This is a genomic window from Streptomyces albiaxialis (assembly GCF_039530985.1).
GTDB classification, from domain to species: Bacteria; Actinomycetota; Actinomycetes; order Streptomycetales; family Streptomycetaceae; genus Streptomyces; species Streptomyces albiaxialis.
Genome location: NZ_BAAAPE010000004.1, coordinates 1 through 16,948 on the forward strand (window position 1 = coordinate 1; position 16,948 = coordinate 16,948).

The 16,948-nt window shown below is 75.3% G+C and carries 3 protein-coding genes; all 3 read left to right on the forward strand.

Annotation, left to right across the window (positions count from 1 at the left end):
- The first annotated feature begins 33 nt into the window (after positions 1–33).
- Complete coding sequence (locus ABD343_RS08090; RefSeq protein ID WP_425578125.1) at positions 34–3,591, forward strand: acyltransferase domain-containing protein; 3,558 nt, start codon at positions 34–36, stop codon at positions 3,589–3,591.
- A gap of 13 nt (positions 3,592–3,604) precedes the next feature.
- A complete protein-coding gene (locus tag ABD343_RS08095; RefSeq protein WP_344525627.1) occupies positions 3,605–10,264 on the forward strand; it encodes an SDR family NAD(P)-dependent oxidoreductase in 6,660 nt (2,219 codons plus the stop codon).
- 19 nt (positions 10,265–10,283) lie between these two features.
- A partial coding sequence (locus ABD343_RS08100) for an SDR family NAD(P)-dependent oxidoreductase (protein ID WP_344525629.1) occupies positions 10,284–16,948 on the forward strand: 6,665 nt, incomplete at its 3' end.

The following is a 16,948-nucleotide window of genomic DNA, read 5'->3' on the forward strand; positions in this document are numbered from 1 at the left end:
CGTGCGTTGCGTCGGTTGGCCGGGGGTGGGGCGATGGCCTCGCTCGGTATCGGCCGGGAGCGGGCCGAGGAGTTGCTTGCCTCGCACCCGGAGGTGGGGGTGGCGGGCGTCAACGGGCCGTCGTCCACGGTGGTGTCGGGTCCGCCGGAGGCGGTGGCTGCTGTCGTGGAGGTGGTGAAGGGAGCGGGTGGGCGGGCTCGGTTGGTGGAGGTGGATTATGCCTCGCACGGTCCTCAGGTGGATGAGATCACCGGGGAGCTGGGCGAGGTGCTGGCCGGTGTCGAGCCGGTTCGGGCGCCCGTTGCGTTCTATTCGACGGTGACCGGTGCCCGTATCGAGACCACCGGTCTGGACACCGGTTACTGGATCACGAACCTGCGCCGCCCCGTTCGCTTCGCCGATACCGTCCACGCTCTGCTGGATGCGGGGCATCGGGTCTTCATCGAGGCGAGCCCGCACCCGGTGCTGACCTTGGGTATGCAGGAGACTTTCGAGCAGGCGGGCGTCGAGGTGGCCGTCACCGTCCCGACCCTTCGTCGTGATGAGGGCGGTAGTGACCAGGTGGCCTATGCCCTGGCGCAGGCGTATGTGGCCGGGGTTCCTGTCGACTGGACGACGTGGTTGGACGAGCAGCCAGTGGTCGAGCTGCCGACCTACCCCTTCCAGCACAAGCGCTACTGGCTCGAAGCGGGTGCGGGGGCCGGCGGGGCCGGGGCGGCGGGGCTCGGGCGTACGGCGCACGCGCTGTTGCCCGCCTCCGTGCGGCTCTCCGACGGGGGGCTCGTGCTGGCCGGGAGGATCCGGGCCGGAACCGGCGGGTGGCTCACGGGGCACACGGTGGCGGGGATGCCCGTCGTTCCGGGCGGGGCGCTGGCCGAGTGGGTGCTGCGTGCCGGGGACGAGGTGGGCTGCGGCGAGGTGCGGGAACTGACGCTGCGCGAACCGCTGATTCCGCCGGAGGCGGGCGGCGGCCTGCTGCTACAGGTGTCCGTCGAACCGCCGGACAGCGACGGCCTCCGCGGGGTGAGAGTGTCGTCCTGCGCCGAACGGGACGGTGACGGAGGGGGCGCGCAGAGCTGGACCCTCCATGCGGCGGGCCTGCTCGCCCCGCACGACGGCGCGCCCCAGGGGCAGGAGCCGGACGGCGACGGTACGCGGCCTCCGGCGGGTGCGCGCCCCGTCGCCCTGGACGGGTTCTACGAGCGGGCCGAGGCCGCCGGGTGCGCGTACGGGCCGGAGTTCCGGGGGCTGCGCGCGCTGTGGCGGAACGGGCACGACCTCTACGCGGAGGTCCAGCGCCCCGAAGGCCGGGGCGGGGACGAGGGCTTCGGCATCCATCCCGCGCTGCTGGAGGCGGCGTTGCAACCCGCTGTGCTCGGTGACCAGGGCGGTACGCGGCTGTGGACGCCGTTCGCCTGGTCAGGCGTATCGCTGTGGGCGAGGGGCGCCACGACCGCACGCGTGCGGCTCACGCCCCTGGCGCCGGAGTCGGCGGCGGACGACCGGCGTGAGGTGCGGGTGGAGATCGCCGACGCCGTGGGCGCGCCGGTGATGACGGTGGAGTCGGTCGTGCTGCGTCCGCTGGACGCCGACGCGTTGCGCGCCGCCGGACGGCGCGCCCGGGGCGCCGGGCTCCGCGCGGCGGCGTGGACGCCGCTCGCGCTCGCGGGGACCGACGGAACAGCCGACGGACAGTGGCCCGTGATCGACGGCCGCGCGTACGCCGAGGGGCGCGCCCCGGTGACGGACGCGCTGGAGGGCGGGCCCTCCGTGGTCCTCGCCGACGTGCACAGCGGCAGCGCCTCCGGGCTCGTGGATGCGGAGTCCGCGTTCGCCCTCGTACGGGAGTGGCTGGCCGAACCGCGCGCCGTGGACGCGACCTTGGTGCTGCTGACCAGGGGAGCCGTGGACGTGGGCGTGCCCGGTGACGGCACCGCGCTCGACCCCGTGCGGGCGGGGTTCTGGGGGCGGCTGAGGCATGTCCAGGAACAGCACCCGGGCCGCTTCCTGCTGCTGGACCTGGATCCGGCCCAGGAATCGGGCACGACGGACCCCGCGCTGCGTGCCGCGGTGTCCGCCGCCGTGGAACGGGGCGAACCCCAACTCGCCCTGCGCGCGGGCCGGGTGCTCGCTCCCCGCTGGACGCGGGACGAGGGCGGGCGCCCGGAGGTCCCGGACGCGGCGGCGCCGGGCACCGTGCTGGTCAGTGGCGGTACGGGCGCTTGGGGCGGCCGCGTCGCCGAGTACCTGTCCCGTACGGGGCGGGCCGCGAGGCTGCTGCTCGTCAGCCGCCGGGGCCCCGAGGCGCCGGGGGCGGCCGCGCTCGCGGCCCGTATCGAGGAGCGGGGGGTACCGGTGCGCGTCGTCGCGGCCGATCTGTCCGAGCCGGGCCAGGCCGCCGCGCTCGTCGCGAGCGTGGATCCGGCGTACCCGCTGACCGGGGTCGTACATGCTGCGGGCACGCGCGAGGGCACGTCCGAGCAGGTGTGGCGGACGAAGGCCACTGTCGCGGCCGAGCTGCACGCGGCGACGGAAGGGGTGCCGTCGGTACGGTGGTTCGCGCTCTTCTCCGAACCGGATGCGGCTGCGGTGAACGAGGCCGGGGACGGGGTCGGGGACGAGGACGGGGGCGCGCTCGACCACGCCGCCGCCCGTGCGTACTGCGACGCGCTCGCCGCCCACCGCCACGCGCTCGGCCTGCCCGCGACGTCCGTGCTCTGGACGGATCCGGAGGGCGCGGACGGCACGGTGGGTGCGGACGGCACGGAGGAGCGGACCCTCGACGCCGTACTGCCGCACCCCGCGTCCCATCTGCTGGTCGGCGGGGCCGCCGGGACCCGTGCCGTGACCGTACCGGCCGCGTCCCCGCACTCCCTCGTCGTGACGCGGCCGGAAACGGTACGGCGGCGCGGCGCCGCCGCGGACGCGGGCGATGGCCGTCCGGAGGACTGGGCCGCGCGGCTCGCGGGGCTCGGGCAGGACGAGCGGCGCCGCGCGCTGCTCGACCTGGTGCGGCGGCACGCGGCGGCCGTGCTGGGGCACACCGACCCCGTCGCCGTCCCGGCCGGGGAGGCGTTCAAGGATCTCGGCTTCACCTCGCTGACCTCCGTCGAGCTGCGGGACCGTATCGCCGCAGCGACCGGGCTGCGGCTGCCCGCCGCGTACGTCTTCCGGCACCCCACGGCCGAGGGCATCGCGGGCGACCTGCTGCACCGTCTCGCACCGGCCGACGGCGCGCACGGAAGCGGGAACGGAGCCTCGGCGGCATCCTCGTCGGGCCGGGTGCGCCCGGCGGGCGATCCCGGCAACGCGCTGCTGAACGAGCTGGCCCGGCTGGAGGCCACGCTCGCGGACGCGGCGCTGGAGGACGGCGAGTTCGGCTCCGTCACCGCCCGCCTGGAGGACCTGCTCGCGAAGTGGAAGGGCTCCCGCGCCGCGAACGGCGCCGCCGGGACCGGAGCCGGGGCCGGATCCGGGACCGGGAGCGGCACGAGCGACGAGCACGAGGCCGACGAGGCGGCGGACAGGCTGCGGTCCGCCTCCGCCGACCAGGTGTTCGACTTCATCGACAACGAGCTGGGAGTGTCCTGAATGGTGGCCCGCCATGGCGAATGAAGAGAAGCTGGTCGACTACCTCAAGCGCGTCACCGCCGATCTGCACACCACCAGGAAGCGGCTGCGCGAGGTCGAGGAGCGGTACCAGGAGCCGGTGGCGATCGTCGGCATGGCCTGCCGCTTCCCCGGCGACGCCGGGTCGCCCGAGGATCTGTGGCGGATCGTCGCCGAGGGACAGGACGTCATCGGCCCGTTCCCGAGGGACCGCGGCTGGGACCTGGAGAAGCTGTACGACCCGGACCCCGCCACGCCCTGGACCAGCTATGTGCGCGAGGGCGGATTCGTCACCGACGCGGACAAGTTCGACGCGGAGTTCTTCGGGATCAGTCCGCGTGAGGCGCTGGCGATGGATCCGCAGCAGCGGTTGCTGCTGGAGGTGTCGTGGGAGCTGCTGGAGCGGGCCGGGATCGATCCGGGCACGTTGCGGGGCACCCGGACGGGCGTCTACGCCGGGGTCTCCAGCGAGGACTACCTCTCCCAGCTCCCGCGCATCCCCGAGGGCTACGAGGGACACGCCACCACCGGCAGCCTCACCAGCGTCCTGTCCGGCCGGGTGGCATACACCTACGGGTTCGAGGGCCCGGCCGTGACCGTGGACACCGCGTGCTCCTCTTCGCTGGTCGCGATGCATCTGGCGGCGCAGGGGCTGCGCCAGGGCGACTGCACGCTGGCGCTCGCGGGCGGCGCGCTGGTGCTGTCCTCGCCGCTGATGTTCCGCGAGTTCTCGCGGCAGCGCGGCCTCTCGCCGGACGGACGGTGCAAGGCGTTCGACGCCTCAGCCGACGGTACGGGCTTCTCCGAGGGCGTGGGTCTCGTCCTGCTGGAACGGCTCTCGGACGCCCGCCGCAACGGCCACCGCGTGCTGGCGGTCGTACGGGGGTCGGCGGTCAACCAGGACGGCGCGTCCAACGGCCTGACCGCCCCCAACGACGCCGCGCAGGAACGCGTCATCCGCCAGGCCCTGTCCGACGCCCGCCTCGCCACCTCCGACGTCGACGTGGTCGAGGCCCACGGGACCGGCACCATGCTCGGCGACCCGATCGAGGCGGGAGCGCTCCTCGCCACGTACGGCCAGGACCGGTCCGCCGACCGGCCGCTGTGGCTGGGCTCCGTCAAGTCCAACATCGGGCACACCCATGCCACCGCGGGCGTCGCCGGTGTGATCAAGATGGTGATGGCGCTGCGGAACGAACGCCTCCCCGCCTCCCTGCACATCAAGGATCCGACACCGCACGTGGACTGGGAGTCCGGCGCGGTGCGGCTGCTGCGCGAGGAGAGGGAGTGGCGGCGCGGCGAGCGTCCCCGCCGGGCCGGGATCTCCTCGTTCGGCATCTCCGGGACGAACGCCCACCTGATCGTCGAGGAGGCCCCCGTGCCGGAGGAAGCGGCCCCCTCCGACGCGGGGCGCGGACTCGTGCCGTGGGTGCTGTCGGCGCGGAGCCCGGAGGCGCTGCGGGAGATGGCGGGACGGCTCGCGGAGACGCCGGGCCCGTCGGGTTCGCCGGCCGAGGTCGGCTGGTCGCTGACGGCGTCGCGGGCGCTCCTGGAACACCGGGCGGTGGCCCTGGGCGAGACCCGTGACGAGCTGGCGGCGGCCCTGACGGCCCTGGCGTCGGACGAGCCGCACCCCTCGCTGGTGCACGCGGCTGCTGTCGGGGACGAGTCGTCGGGTCCGGTGCTGGTCTTTCCGGGTCAGGGGTCGCAGTGGGTGGGGATGGGGGCTGAGCTGCTGGATATCTCGGGGGTGTTCGCGGGGCGGGTCGCGGAGTGCGAGCGGGCGTTGAAGCCGCATGTGGACTGGTCGCTGGTGGAGGTGTTGCGCGGGGAGGGGGCCGGGCTGGAGCGGGTGGATGTCATCCAGCCGGTGTTGTGGGCGGTGATGGTCTCGCTGGCGGCGGTGTGGGCCGAGCACGGGGTCACTCCGGCCGCGGTCGTGGGGCACAGTCAGGGCGAGATCGCGGCCGCGTGCGTGGCCGGGGCGCTCTCCCTCGAAGACGGGGCCCGGATCGTCGCGTTGCGCAGCCGGGCCCTGCGGCAGCTCTCCGGAGGCGGCGCCATGGCCTCCCTCGGTGCCGGACGGGAGTGGGCCGAGGAGTTCCTGCCCCGGGACGCCGACGTGGTGGTCGCGGCCGTCAACGGACCGTCCTCCACCGTCATCTCGGGCCCGCCCCGCCAGGTCGAGCTGCTGCTGGAGAAGGCCGAGGAGGAGGGGACGCGCGGCCGGCTGATCGACGTGGACTACGCCTCGCACGGTCCGCAGGTCGACCAGATCGCCGACGAGCTGCTGTCCCTGCTGTCCGGGATCGAGCCGGTCGCCGCCGGGACCGCCTTCTACTCGACGGTGGCGGGCGCCCGTATCGACACCACCGAGCTGGACACCGAGTACTGGGTCAGCAACCTGCGCGAGCCCGTCCGCTTCGCCGACACGATCACCGCCCTCGTACGGGACGGACACCGCGTCTTCATCGAGGCCAGCCCGCATCCCGTCCTCACCCTCGGCATGCAGGAGTGCTTCGAGGAGACCGGCGTCACCGCGGTGACCGTGCCCACCCTCCGCCGCGACCAGGGCGGCAGGGAACAGGTGGGGCACGCGCTGGCCGAGGCGTTCACCGCCGGGGCGCCGGTCGACTGGTCGACCTGGTTCCCCGCCGACCCGCCGCCCCGCGTGGTGGACCTGCCGACGTACGCCTTCCAGCGGCAGCGCTACTGGCTCACGGGCGAGCCCGTCGGCGCGGACGCGGGCGACCTGGGCCTGGAGACGACGGGACACCCGCTGCTCGGCGCCGCGCTGGAGGCGGCCGACAGCGGGGGCTGGCTGCTGACGGGACGGCTGACGCGCCAGGGCTCGCCCTGGCTGGCCGAACACCGGGTGCGGGACACGGACTTGGTGCCCGGGGCCGCACTCGTCGAGTGGGCGCTGCGCGCCGGGGACGCGGCGGGCTGCCCGGCACTGACCGAACTCACCCTCCAGGAGCCGGTCGTCCTCCCCGCGACGGGCGGCCTCCGCGTCCAGGTGGCGGTGGACCCGGCCGAGGACGACAGCAGCCGTGGCGTCCGCGTCCACACCTGCCCCGACGAGGACACGGGCGCAGAGGACTCCCCGGCCCCGTACGGCCACGGCTGGACATGCCACGCGACGGGCGTCCTGAGCCCCGGACCGGAAACCGGGGGCGAGCCGTCGCCGGGGGTCTGGCCTCCCGAGGACGCCGAACCCCTGCCGGTCGAGGGGTTCTACGAGCGGGCCGACGCCGACGGATACGCGTACGGCCCGTCGTTCCAGGGGCTGCGGGCGGCATGGCGCCTCGGCGCGGAGCTGTTCGCCGAGGTGGACCTGCCGGAGAGCGCGGGCGCCGGGGACGGATACGGCATGCATCCGGCGCTGCTCGACGCCGCGATGCAGCCCCTGTTACTGGCCGCCGGTTCCGAGGACGCGACCGGGGCCGGGCAGGTGTGGCTGCCGTTCGTGTGGAGCGGCGTCACCCTCCACGCCGAGGGCGCGACCGCACTGCGCGTCACGCTGACACCGCTCGGGCCCCGCCTGGAGGACGGCGTACGCGTGCGCCTCGCCGACCCGGCGGGCGAGCCGGTGCTGAGCGCCGAGTCCGTCGTCCTGCGCCCCTCGACGGGCACGGCGCTCCGCACCGCGCGCGCGGGCGGCGACCTGTTCACGATGGACTGGTACCCCCTCCCCGAACCCGACGCCGAGCCCGTGGGCGAGGCGACATGGACGGACCTGGCATCCGCGCTCGACACGGGCGCGGATGGGGACGCGGGCGCGGACGTACCCGACGTGGTGGTCGCCGAGTTGGGAACGGACGACGACGAGGCACTGGCCGTCGTCACGCGGGCGACCGAGCTGTTGCGGGCGTGGCTGGCGGAGGAACGGTGGGGCGACACCCGGCTGTTGCTGGTCACGCGGGGCGCCGCCGTCGTCGCTCCCGCCGGACAGACACCCGGGGAGGCACCCGCGGAGGCCCCGGATCCGGCCGGGGCCGCGCTGTGGGGTCTCGTACGCAGCGCGCAGGCCGAGAACCCCGGCCGTTTCGTCCTCCTCGACGCCGCGCACGGGGACGGTCCCCTGACCGACCCGACGACCGTGCACCGCGTGCTGGCGGCGGACGAACCGCAACTCGCGCTGCGGGAAGGACAGCTCTACGTGCCGGGGCTGGCCCGGGCGGGCGGCGATCGGGCCGCGCTCGTGCCCGGGCCCGTGGCCGGTGAGGCCTGGCGGCTGGGCAGCGTGGGCGGCGCCGCCACGTTGGAGAACCTCGCCCTCCTGCCGTGCCCGCAGGCGGAACGACCGCTGGAGGACGGACAGGTACGCGTCGAGGTACGGGCCGCCGGGATCAACTTCCGGGACGTGCTGCTGGCCCTCGGGATGTACCCGGACGAGGCCGAATTCGGCGGCAGCGAGGGCGCGGGTGTCGTGACCGAGACCGGCCCCGGCGTCACGGGCCTGGCGCCGGGGGACCGGGTGACGGGGCTGATCGAGGGTGCCTTCGGCCCCCGGGCGGTGGCCGACGCGCGGACCCTCGTGCCGGTGCCCGACGGCTGGGACCTGCGGCAGGCGGCGACCGCGCCCGTGGCCTATCTGACCGCCTGGTACGCGCTCGTCGATCTCGCGCGGCTGCGCCCCGGCGAGAAGGTGCTGGTGCACGCGGCGACCGGCGGCGTCGGCATGGCCGCCGTACGGCTCGCCCGTCATCTGGGCGCCGAGATCTACGCGACGGCCGGACCCGCCAAGCATCATGTGCTGGAGGAGATGGGCGTCGACGAGGCGCACCGGGCGTCCTCCCGTGACCTGGACTTCGCGTCCGCGTTCCCCCGCGTCGACGTCGTCCTCAACAGCCTGACCGGGGAGGCCGTGGACGCCTCGCTGGGGCTGCTGCGTGAGGGCGGCCGGTTCGTCGAGATGGGCAAGACCGACGTCCGGGGCGGAGAGTTGCCTCCCGGCGTCGCCTATCACCCGTTCGACCTGCTCGCCGACGCCGGGCCCGACCGGCTGGGGGAGATGCTGCGCGGACTCGCGGAGCTGTTCGCCTCGGGCGCGCTGGACCCGCTGCCCGTGCGGGCGTGGCCCCTGGAACGGGCACGGGAGGCGCTACGGCACATGAGCCGGGCCCGGCACACCGGCAAGCTGGCCCTCGATATCCCCGCACCCCTCGACCCCGACGGCACGGTGCTCGTCACCGGCGGCACCGGCGTCCTCGGCGGCGCCGTCGCCGAACACCTCGTCCGCACGGGAAGCACCCGGCGCCTGCTGCTGCTCGGCCGCCGGGGACCGGAGGCGCCCGGCGCCGCCGAACTCGCCGACCGGCTGCGCGCGTCCGGCGCGGCGGACGTCACCGTCGTCGCGGCCGACGTCACCGACCGTGCCGCGCTGGACGCGGTCCTCACGGGCATCGACCCCGCCCACCCGCTGACCGGCGTCGTCCACGCGGCGGGCACGCTCGACAACGCGCTCGTGCCCGCGCTCACCCCGGAACGGCTCGCCCGCACCTGGCACGCCAAGGCCACGGGCGCGGCCCACCTGCACGCCGCCACGGCCGGGCAGCGGCTCGGCCTGTTCGTCCTCTTCTCCTCCTTCGCCTCGGCCCTGGGCACCCCGGGCCAGGCCAACTACGCGGCGGCCAACGCCTACTGCGACGCGCTCGCCGCACGCCGCCGCGCCGAGGGACTGCCGGGCCAGTCCGTGGCCTGGGGCCTCTGGGCCGAGTCCAGCGGGCTCACCGGAAGCCTCAGCGACGCCGACCTGGCCCGCATCGACCGGTACGGGATCAAGGCCAACACCTCGGACGAGGGCCTGGCCATGCTGGACGCCGCCCGCGAGCACGGCGGCCCCGCCCTGCTCGCGCTGCGCCTCGACGCCCGTACGCTCGCCGCCCAGCCGCCCGGCACGGTTCCGGCGCCGCTGCGGGCCCTCGCCGCCGAGTACGCCGCGACGGCGCGCCGGGCCGCCGGCAGGCGGCGCACGGCGCACGGCGCAGCAGGGGACGACGCCCTGCAGCCCGCCGGCCTGGCGGCGCGGCTCGCCGCGCAGTCCCCCGACGAACGGCGCCGCATCGTCCTCAACCTGGTGCGCGGCCACGCCGCGACGGTGCTCGGGCACTCCGGCCCCGGCGCCGTGTCCGCCGACGCCTCGTTCAAGGAGCTGGGCTTCGATTCGCTGACCGCCGTCGAACTGCGCAACCGGCTCGCCGCCGCCACCGGGCTCCGGCTGCACGCCGCGCTGGTCTTCGACTTCCCCGAGGCGGGCCTGCTCGCCGGGCACCTCCTGGAACGTCTCGCCCCCCGGGCGGACGGTGCCCCCGAAGGAGGAGGCCGGGGAAACGGGACGCACGGCGGAAACGGCGCGCACGGAGGGAACGGAGCGGACCCGGCGAACGGCACCGCTCCGCTGCTCCAGGAGGTCACCCGGCTGGAGAGCGCCCTCGCCGCCGCGGCGGCCGCCGACGGCGCCGCCCTGGACGCCGACGCGGACGCCGTCACCGCCCGGCTGGAGACGCTGCTCGCGAGGTGGAAGACCGGACTGGCGGCCCGTACGGCGGCCAAGGGCCCGGACGACGCCGAAGGCAGTGCGGCCGAACGGCTGGAGAGCGCCGACGCGGGCCAGATCCTCGACTTCATCGACAACGAACTGGGTGTGTGAAAGGCGGTGCTCTCCAACCGTGGATGAGGAGAAGCTGGTCGACTACCTCCGGCGTGTCTCCGCCGAGCTCCACGACACGCGCCGGCGTCTGCGCGTGGCCGAGGAGCGGCACCAGGAACCCGTGGCCGTGGTGGGCATGGCCTGCCGGTACCCGGGCGGCGTGCGCTCGCCGGAGGAGCTGTGGGACCTGGTCGCCGCGGGCCGCGAAGCGCTGGGCCCGTTCCCCGAGGACCGGGGCTGGGACCTGGACAGGCTCTTCCACCCCGACCCCGACCACCCGGGCACCAGCTACGCGCGCCGTGGCGGATTCCTCCACGACGCCGCCGACTTCGACCCGGAGTTCTTCGGCGTCAGCCACCGCGAGGCCCTGGCCGTCGACCCGCAGCAGCGGCTGCTGCTGGAGGTCGCGTGGGAGGTGCTGGAGCGCGCCGGGATGGACCCGCACTCCCTGAAGGGCAGCCGTACCGGCGTCTACGCCGGGGCCGCGCTCCCCGGCTTCGGCACCCCGCACTCCGACAGCGCGGCCGAGGGCTACCTGGTGACGGGCAACGCGCCCAGCGTGCTGTCCGGGCGGCTCGCCTACACCCTCGGCCTGGAGGGGCCCGCCGTCACCCTCGACACCGCCTGCTCCTCCTCGCTGGTCGCCATCCACCTGGCGTGCCACGCGCTGCGCCAGGGCGAGTGCACGCTCGCGATGGCCGGTGGCGTGACCGTGATGCCGCTGCCCAATGTGTTCACCGAGTTCTCCCGGCAGCGCGGCCTCGCCGCCGACGGCCGCTGCAAGCCGTTCGGCGCGGGCGCCGACGGCACCGCCTTCTCCGAGGGCGTCGGCCTCGTCCTGCTCGAACGGCTGTCGGACGCCCGCCGCAACGGCCACCGCGTCCTCGCGGTCGTACGGGGCTCCGCCGTCAACCAGGACGGCGCGTCGAACGGCCTCACCGCGCCCAACGGCCCCTCCCAGCAGCGCGTCATCCGCCAGGCCCTGTCCACCGCGCACCTCGCCCCGTCCGACGTGGACGCCGTCGAGGCGCACGGCACCGGAACGCGCCTCGGCGACCCCATCGAGGCCGCCTCGCTCCTCGCGACGTACGGCCGGGGCCGGCACGCCGACCGGCCGCTGTGGCTGGGCTCGGTCAAGTCCAACATCGGCCACACCCAGGGAGCCGCGGGCGTCGCCGGAGTCATCAAGACCGTCATGGCCCTGCGGCACGAGACGCTGCCCCTCACCCTCCACGCCGACGAGCCCACCCCGCACGTCGACTGGGAGGCCGGTGCCGTACGCCTCCTCGACCGGGCCGTCCCCTGGCCGCGCGGCGAACGCGTACGGCGGGCAGGGGTCTCGTCGTTCGGCATCTCGGGCACCAACGCGCACCTGATCCTGGAACAGCCGCCGGAGCCTTGGCCTGCGGAGCCGGAGCCGGAGCCTGCGGATCCGGAGCGGGGTTCCGGGCATGCGGGACCCGTTCTCGACGCCCCCGTTCTCGACGTCCCTGTCCTCGGCTGGACGCTGTCGGGGCGTACCGGTCCGGCGCTCCGCGCCCAGGCGGAGGCGCTCGCCGACCATCTCGCCGCGCGCCCCTCCGTACCGGTCGCCGACGTGGCCTGGTCGCTGGCGAGGACCCGTTCCGTCTTCGAGTACCGGGCCGTGCTGCTCGGGTCCGGCGACGACCGGGACGGACTCCTCGCCGCGCTCGCCGCGCTGGCCGCGGGCGAGGACCACCCGGCGCTCACCGCCGCGTCCGGCCCGGCGAGGCCGGGCGAGACCGCGTTCCTCTTCACCGGCCAGGGCAGCCAACGGGCGGGCATGGGACGGCAGTTGTACGGGACGTACGACGCGTACACCCGCTCCTTCGACGAGACGTGCGCGCTGCTGGACCCGCAGCTCGGGCTCGACCGGCCGCTGCGGGAACTCGTGCACGACGAGGAGGCCGGGGCGGAGCTGGACCGTACCGGGGTCACGCAACCGGCGCTGTTCGCGCTGGAGGTGGCCCTCTTCCGCCTCGTCGAGTCGTTCGGGCTCGTGCCCGGCTGCCTGGTCGGCCACTCCGTGGGGGAGATCGCCGCCGCGCACGTCGCGGGGGTCCTCGACCTGCCCGACGCGTGCGCGCTCGTCGCCGCGCGCGGCCGCCTCATGCAGGACCTTCCCCGAGGCGGCGCCATGGCCGCCGTCGAGGCCGCCGAGGACCAGGTCCTCCCGCTGCTCGACCGCGCCGACGGACGCGCCGCGCTCGCCGCCGTCAACGGCCCGTCCTCCGTCGTCGTCTCCGGCGACGAGGACGCCGTGGACGCGGTCGTGGCGCCCCTGCGCGAACGGGGCCACCGTACGAAGCGGCTCCGGGTCAGCCACGCCTTCCACTCGCCGCGCATGGACCCGATGCTGGACGCGTTCCGCCGCGTCGCCGAGGGCCTCGCCTACGCGCCGCCGCGCATCCCCCTCGTCTCCGACGTCACGGGCACGTTCGCCACGCCGGAACAGCTCGCCGACCCCGCGTACTGGGTGCGGCACGTGCGGCAGCCCGTACGGTTCCACGACGGCATCCGTGCTCTGCGCGCCGAGGGCGCGACGCGCTTCGTGGAACTCGGCCCCGACCCCGTGCTCACCGCCATGACGGAGTCCTGCCTGGCGGCAGAAGGGGACGACGGCGACACCGAGGGCGACACCGGCGGCGACGGGGCGCTGCCGCTGTGCGTACCCGCGCTGCGTTCCGGGCGGGACGAGGCGCACACCCTGCACGCCGCGCTCGCGGCGGCCCATGTGCACGGCGGCACCGTCGACTTCGCCGCCGCGCTGCCGACCGGGGCGGGGCCCGTGGCCCTGCCCACCTACCGCTTCCAGCGGCGCCGGTACTGGCGGCCCGTACCCGACGCGGGCATCGGCGCGGCCTCAGGACTGGACGCGACCGGGCACCCGCTGCTGCCGACCGCCGTCGACGCGGCGGACGGCGGGCTGCTGCTCACCGGCCGCGTCTCCCCGCGCACCCACGGCTGGCTCGCCGACCACGCCATCGCCGACAGCGTCCCGCTGCCCGGCACGGCCTTCCTCGAACTCGCGCTCACCGCCGCGGCGCACACCGGCCACACCCTGGTCGAGGACCTCACGCTGGAGAGCCCGCTGCTGCTTCCCGCGACCGGGGCCGTGGACCTCCAGGTCGCGGTCGCGCCGCCCGACGGCTCCGGGGACGGGCGCCGCCAGATCACGGTCTACTCACGCCCCGCGGACGGCGGCGACGTGAGTGAGGACGACGACGGTGATCCGGACGGCGATCCGGACGGTGACGACCCGTCGCGCGCCTGGCGCCGCCACGCCGCCGGGACCCTCGCGGAGCCCGGCCCCGCGGACGCGGGGACGACGGGTGCCGAGGTGCGGCCGCCGGAGGAGGCGGTGGCCGTCGACGCCGAGGACCTGTACGACGAACTCGCCGAGCAGGGCTACCGGTACGGGCCCGCCTTCCGCGGCGTCCACGCCGCCTGGCGGCACGGGGAGACGGTGTTCGCGGACGTACGCCTGGCCGTCGAACAGCACGACGAGGCGAACGGCTGTGCCCTCCACCCGGCCCTGCTCGACAGCGCCCTGCACGCCGTCGACGAGCTGTACCGGGACGACCCGGAGGCCCGGGACACCGTGCGGCTCCCGTTCTCCTTCAACCGCGTGCGCCTGCACACCGGCGGGCCGCACACCCGCCTCCACGTCCGTCTCGACCGGCGCGCGCGCGACGAGATCGCGCTGACACTCTCCGACGACGCCGGCACGCCCGTGGCCACCATCGGCTCCCTCGGCCTGCGGAGGGTCCCCGCCGACCGGTGGGGCCCCGCCCCCGCCCGCCGGAGCGGCGACGACGCGCCGGCCCGCTCCCTGCACCGCCTCGACTGGCGGCCCCTGGAGATGAGCGAGGGGGCGCACCTGCCCGAAGAGCCCGTGTACGTCGGCCTCGACGCGTGGCGGGCGTCGGCCTGGGCAGGGGCGGATGTGCCGGGGACGGTCGTCGTGCACTGCTCCGCCGAGGGCGAGGGCGAGGGCGAGGGCGAGGGCGAGGGCCGACAGGTGGGCTCCGTGGCTGCGCCCGACCGGGCGCGCGAGGGCGCGCACCGGCTGCTGGCGCTCCTCCAGGACTTCCTCTCCGACGAGCGGCTGCACGAGACGCGGCTGGTCGTCGCCACCCGTCACGCGATCGGCCTCGATCCCCTCGACAGCGGCGCCGAGGCGGGCCTGGTGGCCGCGCCCCTGTGGGGCATGGTCCGCGCGGCCCAGGTCGAGTACCCGGGCCGGATCCTGCTCCTCGACCTCGACGACGAGGAGGCGTCCCGCCGCGCCCTCCACCCCGTGCTCGCGGCGGTCGAGGCCGCCGGGGAGACGGAGTGTGCCGTACGGGCAGGAGAGCCGCTGGTCCCCAGGCTGACCTCGGTCACGGCCGAGCCCGAGCCCGAGCCCGAGCCCGATGCCGATTCCGAAGCCGATGTCGATGCCGATGCCGACGCCGGTTCCGGGCGGCCGTCCGGTCCCGACCCGGACGGCACGTTCCTCGTCACGGGCGGCAGCGGCGAACTCGCCCGCCTCGTCGCCCGTCACCTCGTGACCACGCACGGGGCCCGGCACCTGCTCCTCGCGAGCCGACGCGGCGGGGACGCGCCGGGCAGCGCGGAACTGGAGGCGGAACTCTCCGCGGCGGGTGCCGACGTCCGCCACGCCCGCTGCGACGTGACCGACCCGGGCGACCTCGCCGCGCTGCTCGACTCCGTACCGGACGCGCACCCCGTGACCGCGGTCCTCCACGCGGCCGGAATCGTCGAGGACGGAGTCCTCAGCTCCCTCACCCCCGAACGGCTCGACGCCGTTCTCGCGCCGAAGCTCGACGCCGCCTGGCAGTTGCACACTCAGCTCCAGGAGCGCGGCGCGGAACCGGCCGCCTTCGTGCTGTTCTCGTCCGCGGCCTCCGTCCTCGGCAGCGGCGGACAGGCCAACTACGCCGCCGCCAACGCCTTCCTCAACGCCCTCGCCGAACACCGCCGCTCCCTCGGGCTCCCCGCCACCTCGCTGGCCTGGGGCCTGTGGGAGACGCCCGGCGGCATGACCAGCGAGCTGACGGAGACGGACCTGGCCCGCATCGCCCGTACGGGCATCGCCCCACTGCCCGGCGAAGAGGCCCTGGCCCTGTTGGACGCCTCGCTGGCGGCCCCGTCCTCCTCCCCGCCCGTCCTGCTGCCGATACGTTTCGACCGGACGGCGCTACGGGCCCAGGCCGAGAACGGCACGCTGCTGCCGGTCCTGCGGAGCAAGGTCCGTGCCTCGCGACGGCCGTCAGCCGGTGCGCCGGGAGGCGCCGGCGCCGGTGCCGGGGCGTCCTGGAGGCAGCGGCTCGCGGAGCAGACCGAGGACGAACAGGAGCGCAGCCTGTCCGCCCTCGTCCGCGCCCAGCTCGCGGCCGTCCTCTCCCACCCGGCCCCGGAGTCCCTCGACCTGAACCGCGCGTTCCAGGACCTCGGCTTCGACTCCCTGACCGCGCTCGAACTCCGTAACCGGCTCAAGGCCGAGACCGGCATCGACCTGCCCACCACCGTCGTCTTCGACCACCCGACGCCCGGGGCACTGATCCGCCTGCTGCGCGAGAAGACGGTCGGACAGCGGCGGACGTCCCCCGCACCGTCCTCCCCGCCGCCGGTGGCGCCGTCCTTGGACGAGCCGCTCGCCCTCGTCGGCATGGCCTGCCGTTACCCGGGAGGGGTGCGGTCGCCGGAAGACCTGTGGCGGCTCGTCACCGAGGGAGACGACGCGATCGGCCCGTTCCCGACCGGCCGTGGCTGGAATCTCGCGGGCCTCTTCGACCCGGACCCGGACCGCGCCGGACACAGCTACACGAGCGAGGGCGGCTTCCTGCACGACGCCGGTCTCTTCGACGCCGACTTCTTCGGCATCGCCCCGCGCGAGGCGCTGGCCATGGACCCGCAGCAACGTCTGCTGCTGGAGACGGCCTGGCAGACCTTCGAGTCCGCCGGTCTCGACCCCTACGCGCTGCGCGGCAGCCGTACGGGCGTCTACGCGGGCGTCATGTACGACGACTACGGCGCCCGCTTCCTCGGCCGTACACCCCACGGCGTGGAGGGCCGCCTGATGCCCGGCAGCGCCCCCAGCATCGCCTCGGGCCGCGTCTCGTACGCCTTCGGGCTCGAAGGGCCCGCGATGACGGTGGACACGGCGTGTTCGTCGTCGCTGGTCGCGATGCATCTCGCGGCCCAGGCGCTGCGTCAGGGCGAGTGCGAACTGGCGCTGGCGGGCGGCGTCACGGTGATGGCGACCCCGAACACCTTCGTGGAGTTCTCGCGTCAGCGTGGCCTCGCGCGGGACGGCCGCTGCAAGGCGTTCTCGGCGTCGGCGGACGGGGTCGGCTGGTCGGAGGGCGTGGGTCTGGTGCTGCTGGAGCGGCTCTCGGACGCGCGGCGTAACGGGCATCGGGTGTTGGCGGTGTTGCGTGGGTCGGCGGTGAATCAGGACGGGGCGTCGAATGGTCTGACGGCGCCGAATGGTCCGTCGCAGGAGCGGGTGATCCGTGCGGCGTTGGCGAGTGCGCGGCTGACGGCGGCCGATGTGGATGCGGTGGAGGGGCACGGTACGGGGACGACGCTGGGGGATCCGATCGAGGCGGGGGCGTTGCTGGCGACGTACGGCCAGGAGCGTTCCGGCGGGCGGCC

Excerpts from the sequence above, each read along its gene's own strand:
- ABD343_RS08090 (WP_425578125.1), top strand. The coding sequence starts at position 34 with ATGGCCTCGCTCGGTATCGGCCGGGAGCGGGCCGAGGAGTTGCTTGCC.
- ABD343_RS08095 (WP_344525627.1), top strand. The coding sequence starts at position 3,605 with ATGGCGAATGAAGAGAAGCTGGTCGACTACCTCAAGCGCGTCACCGCC.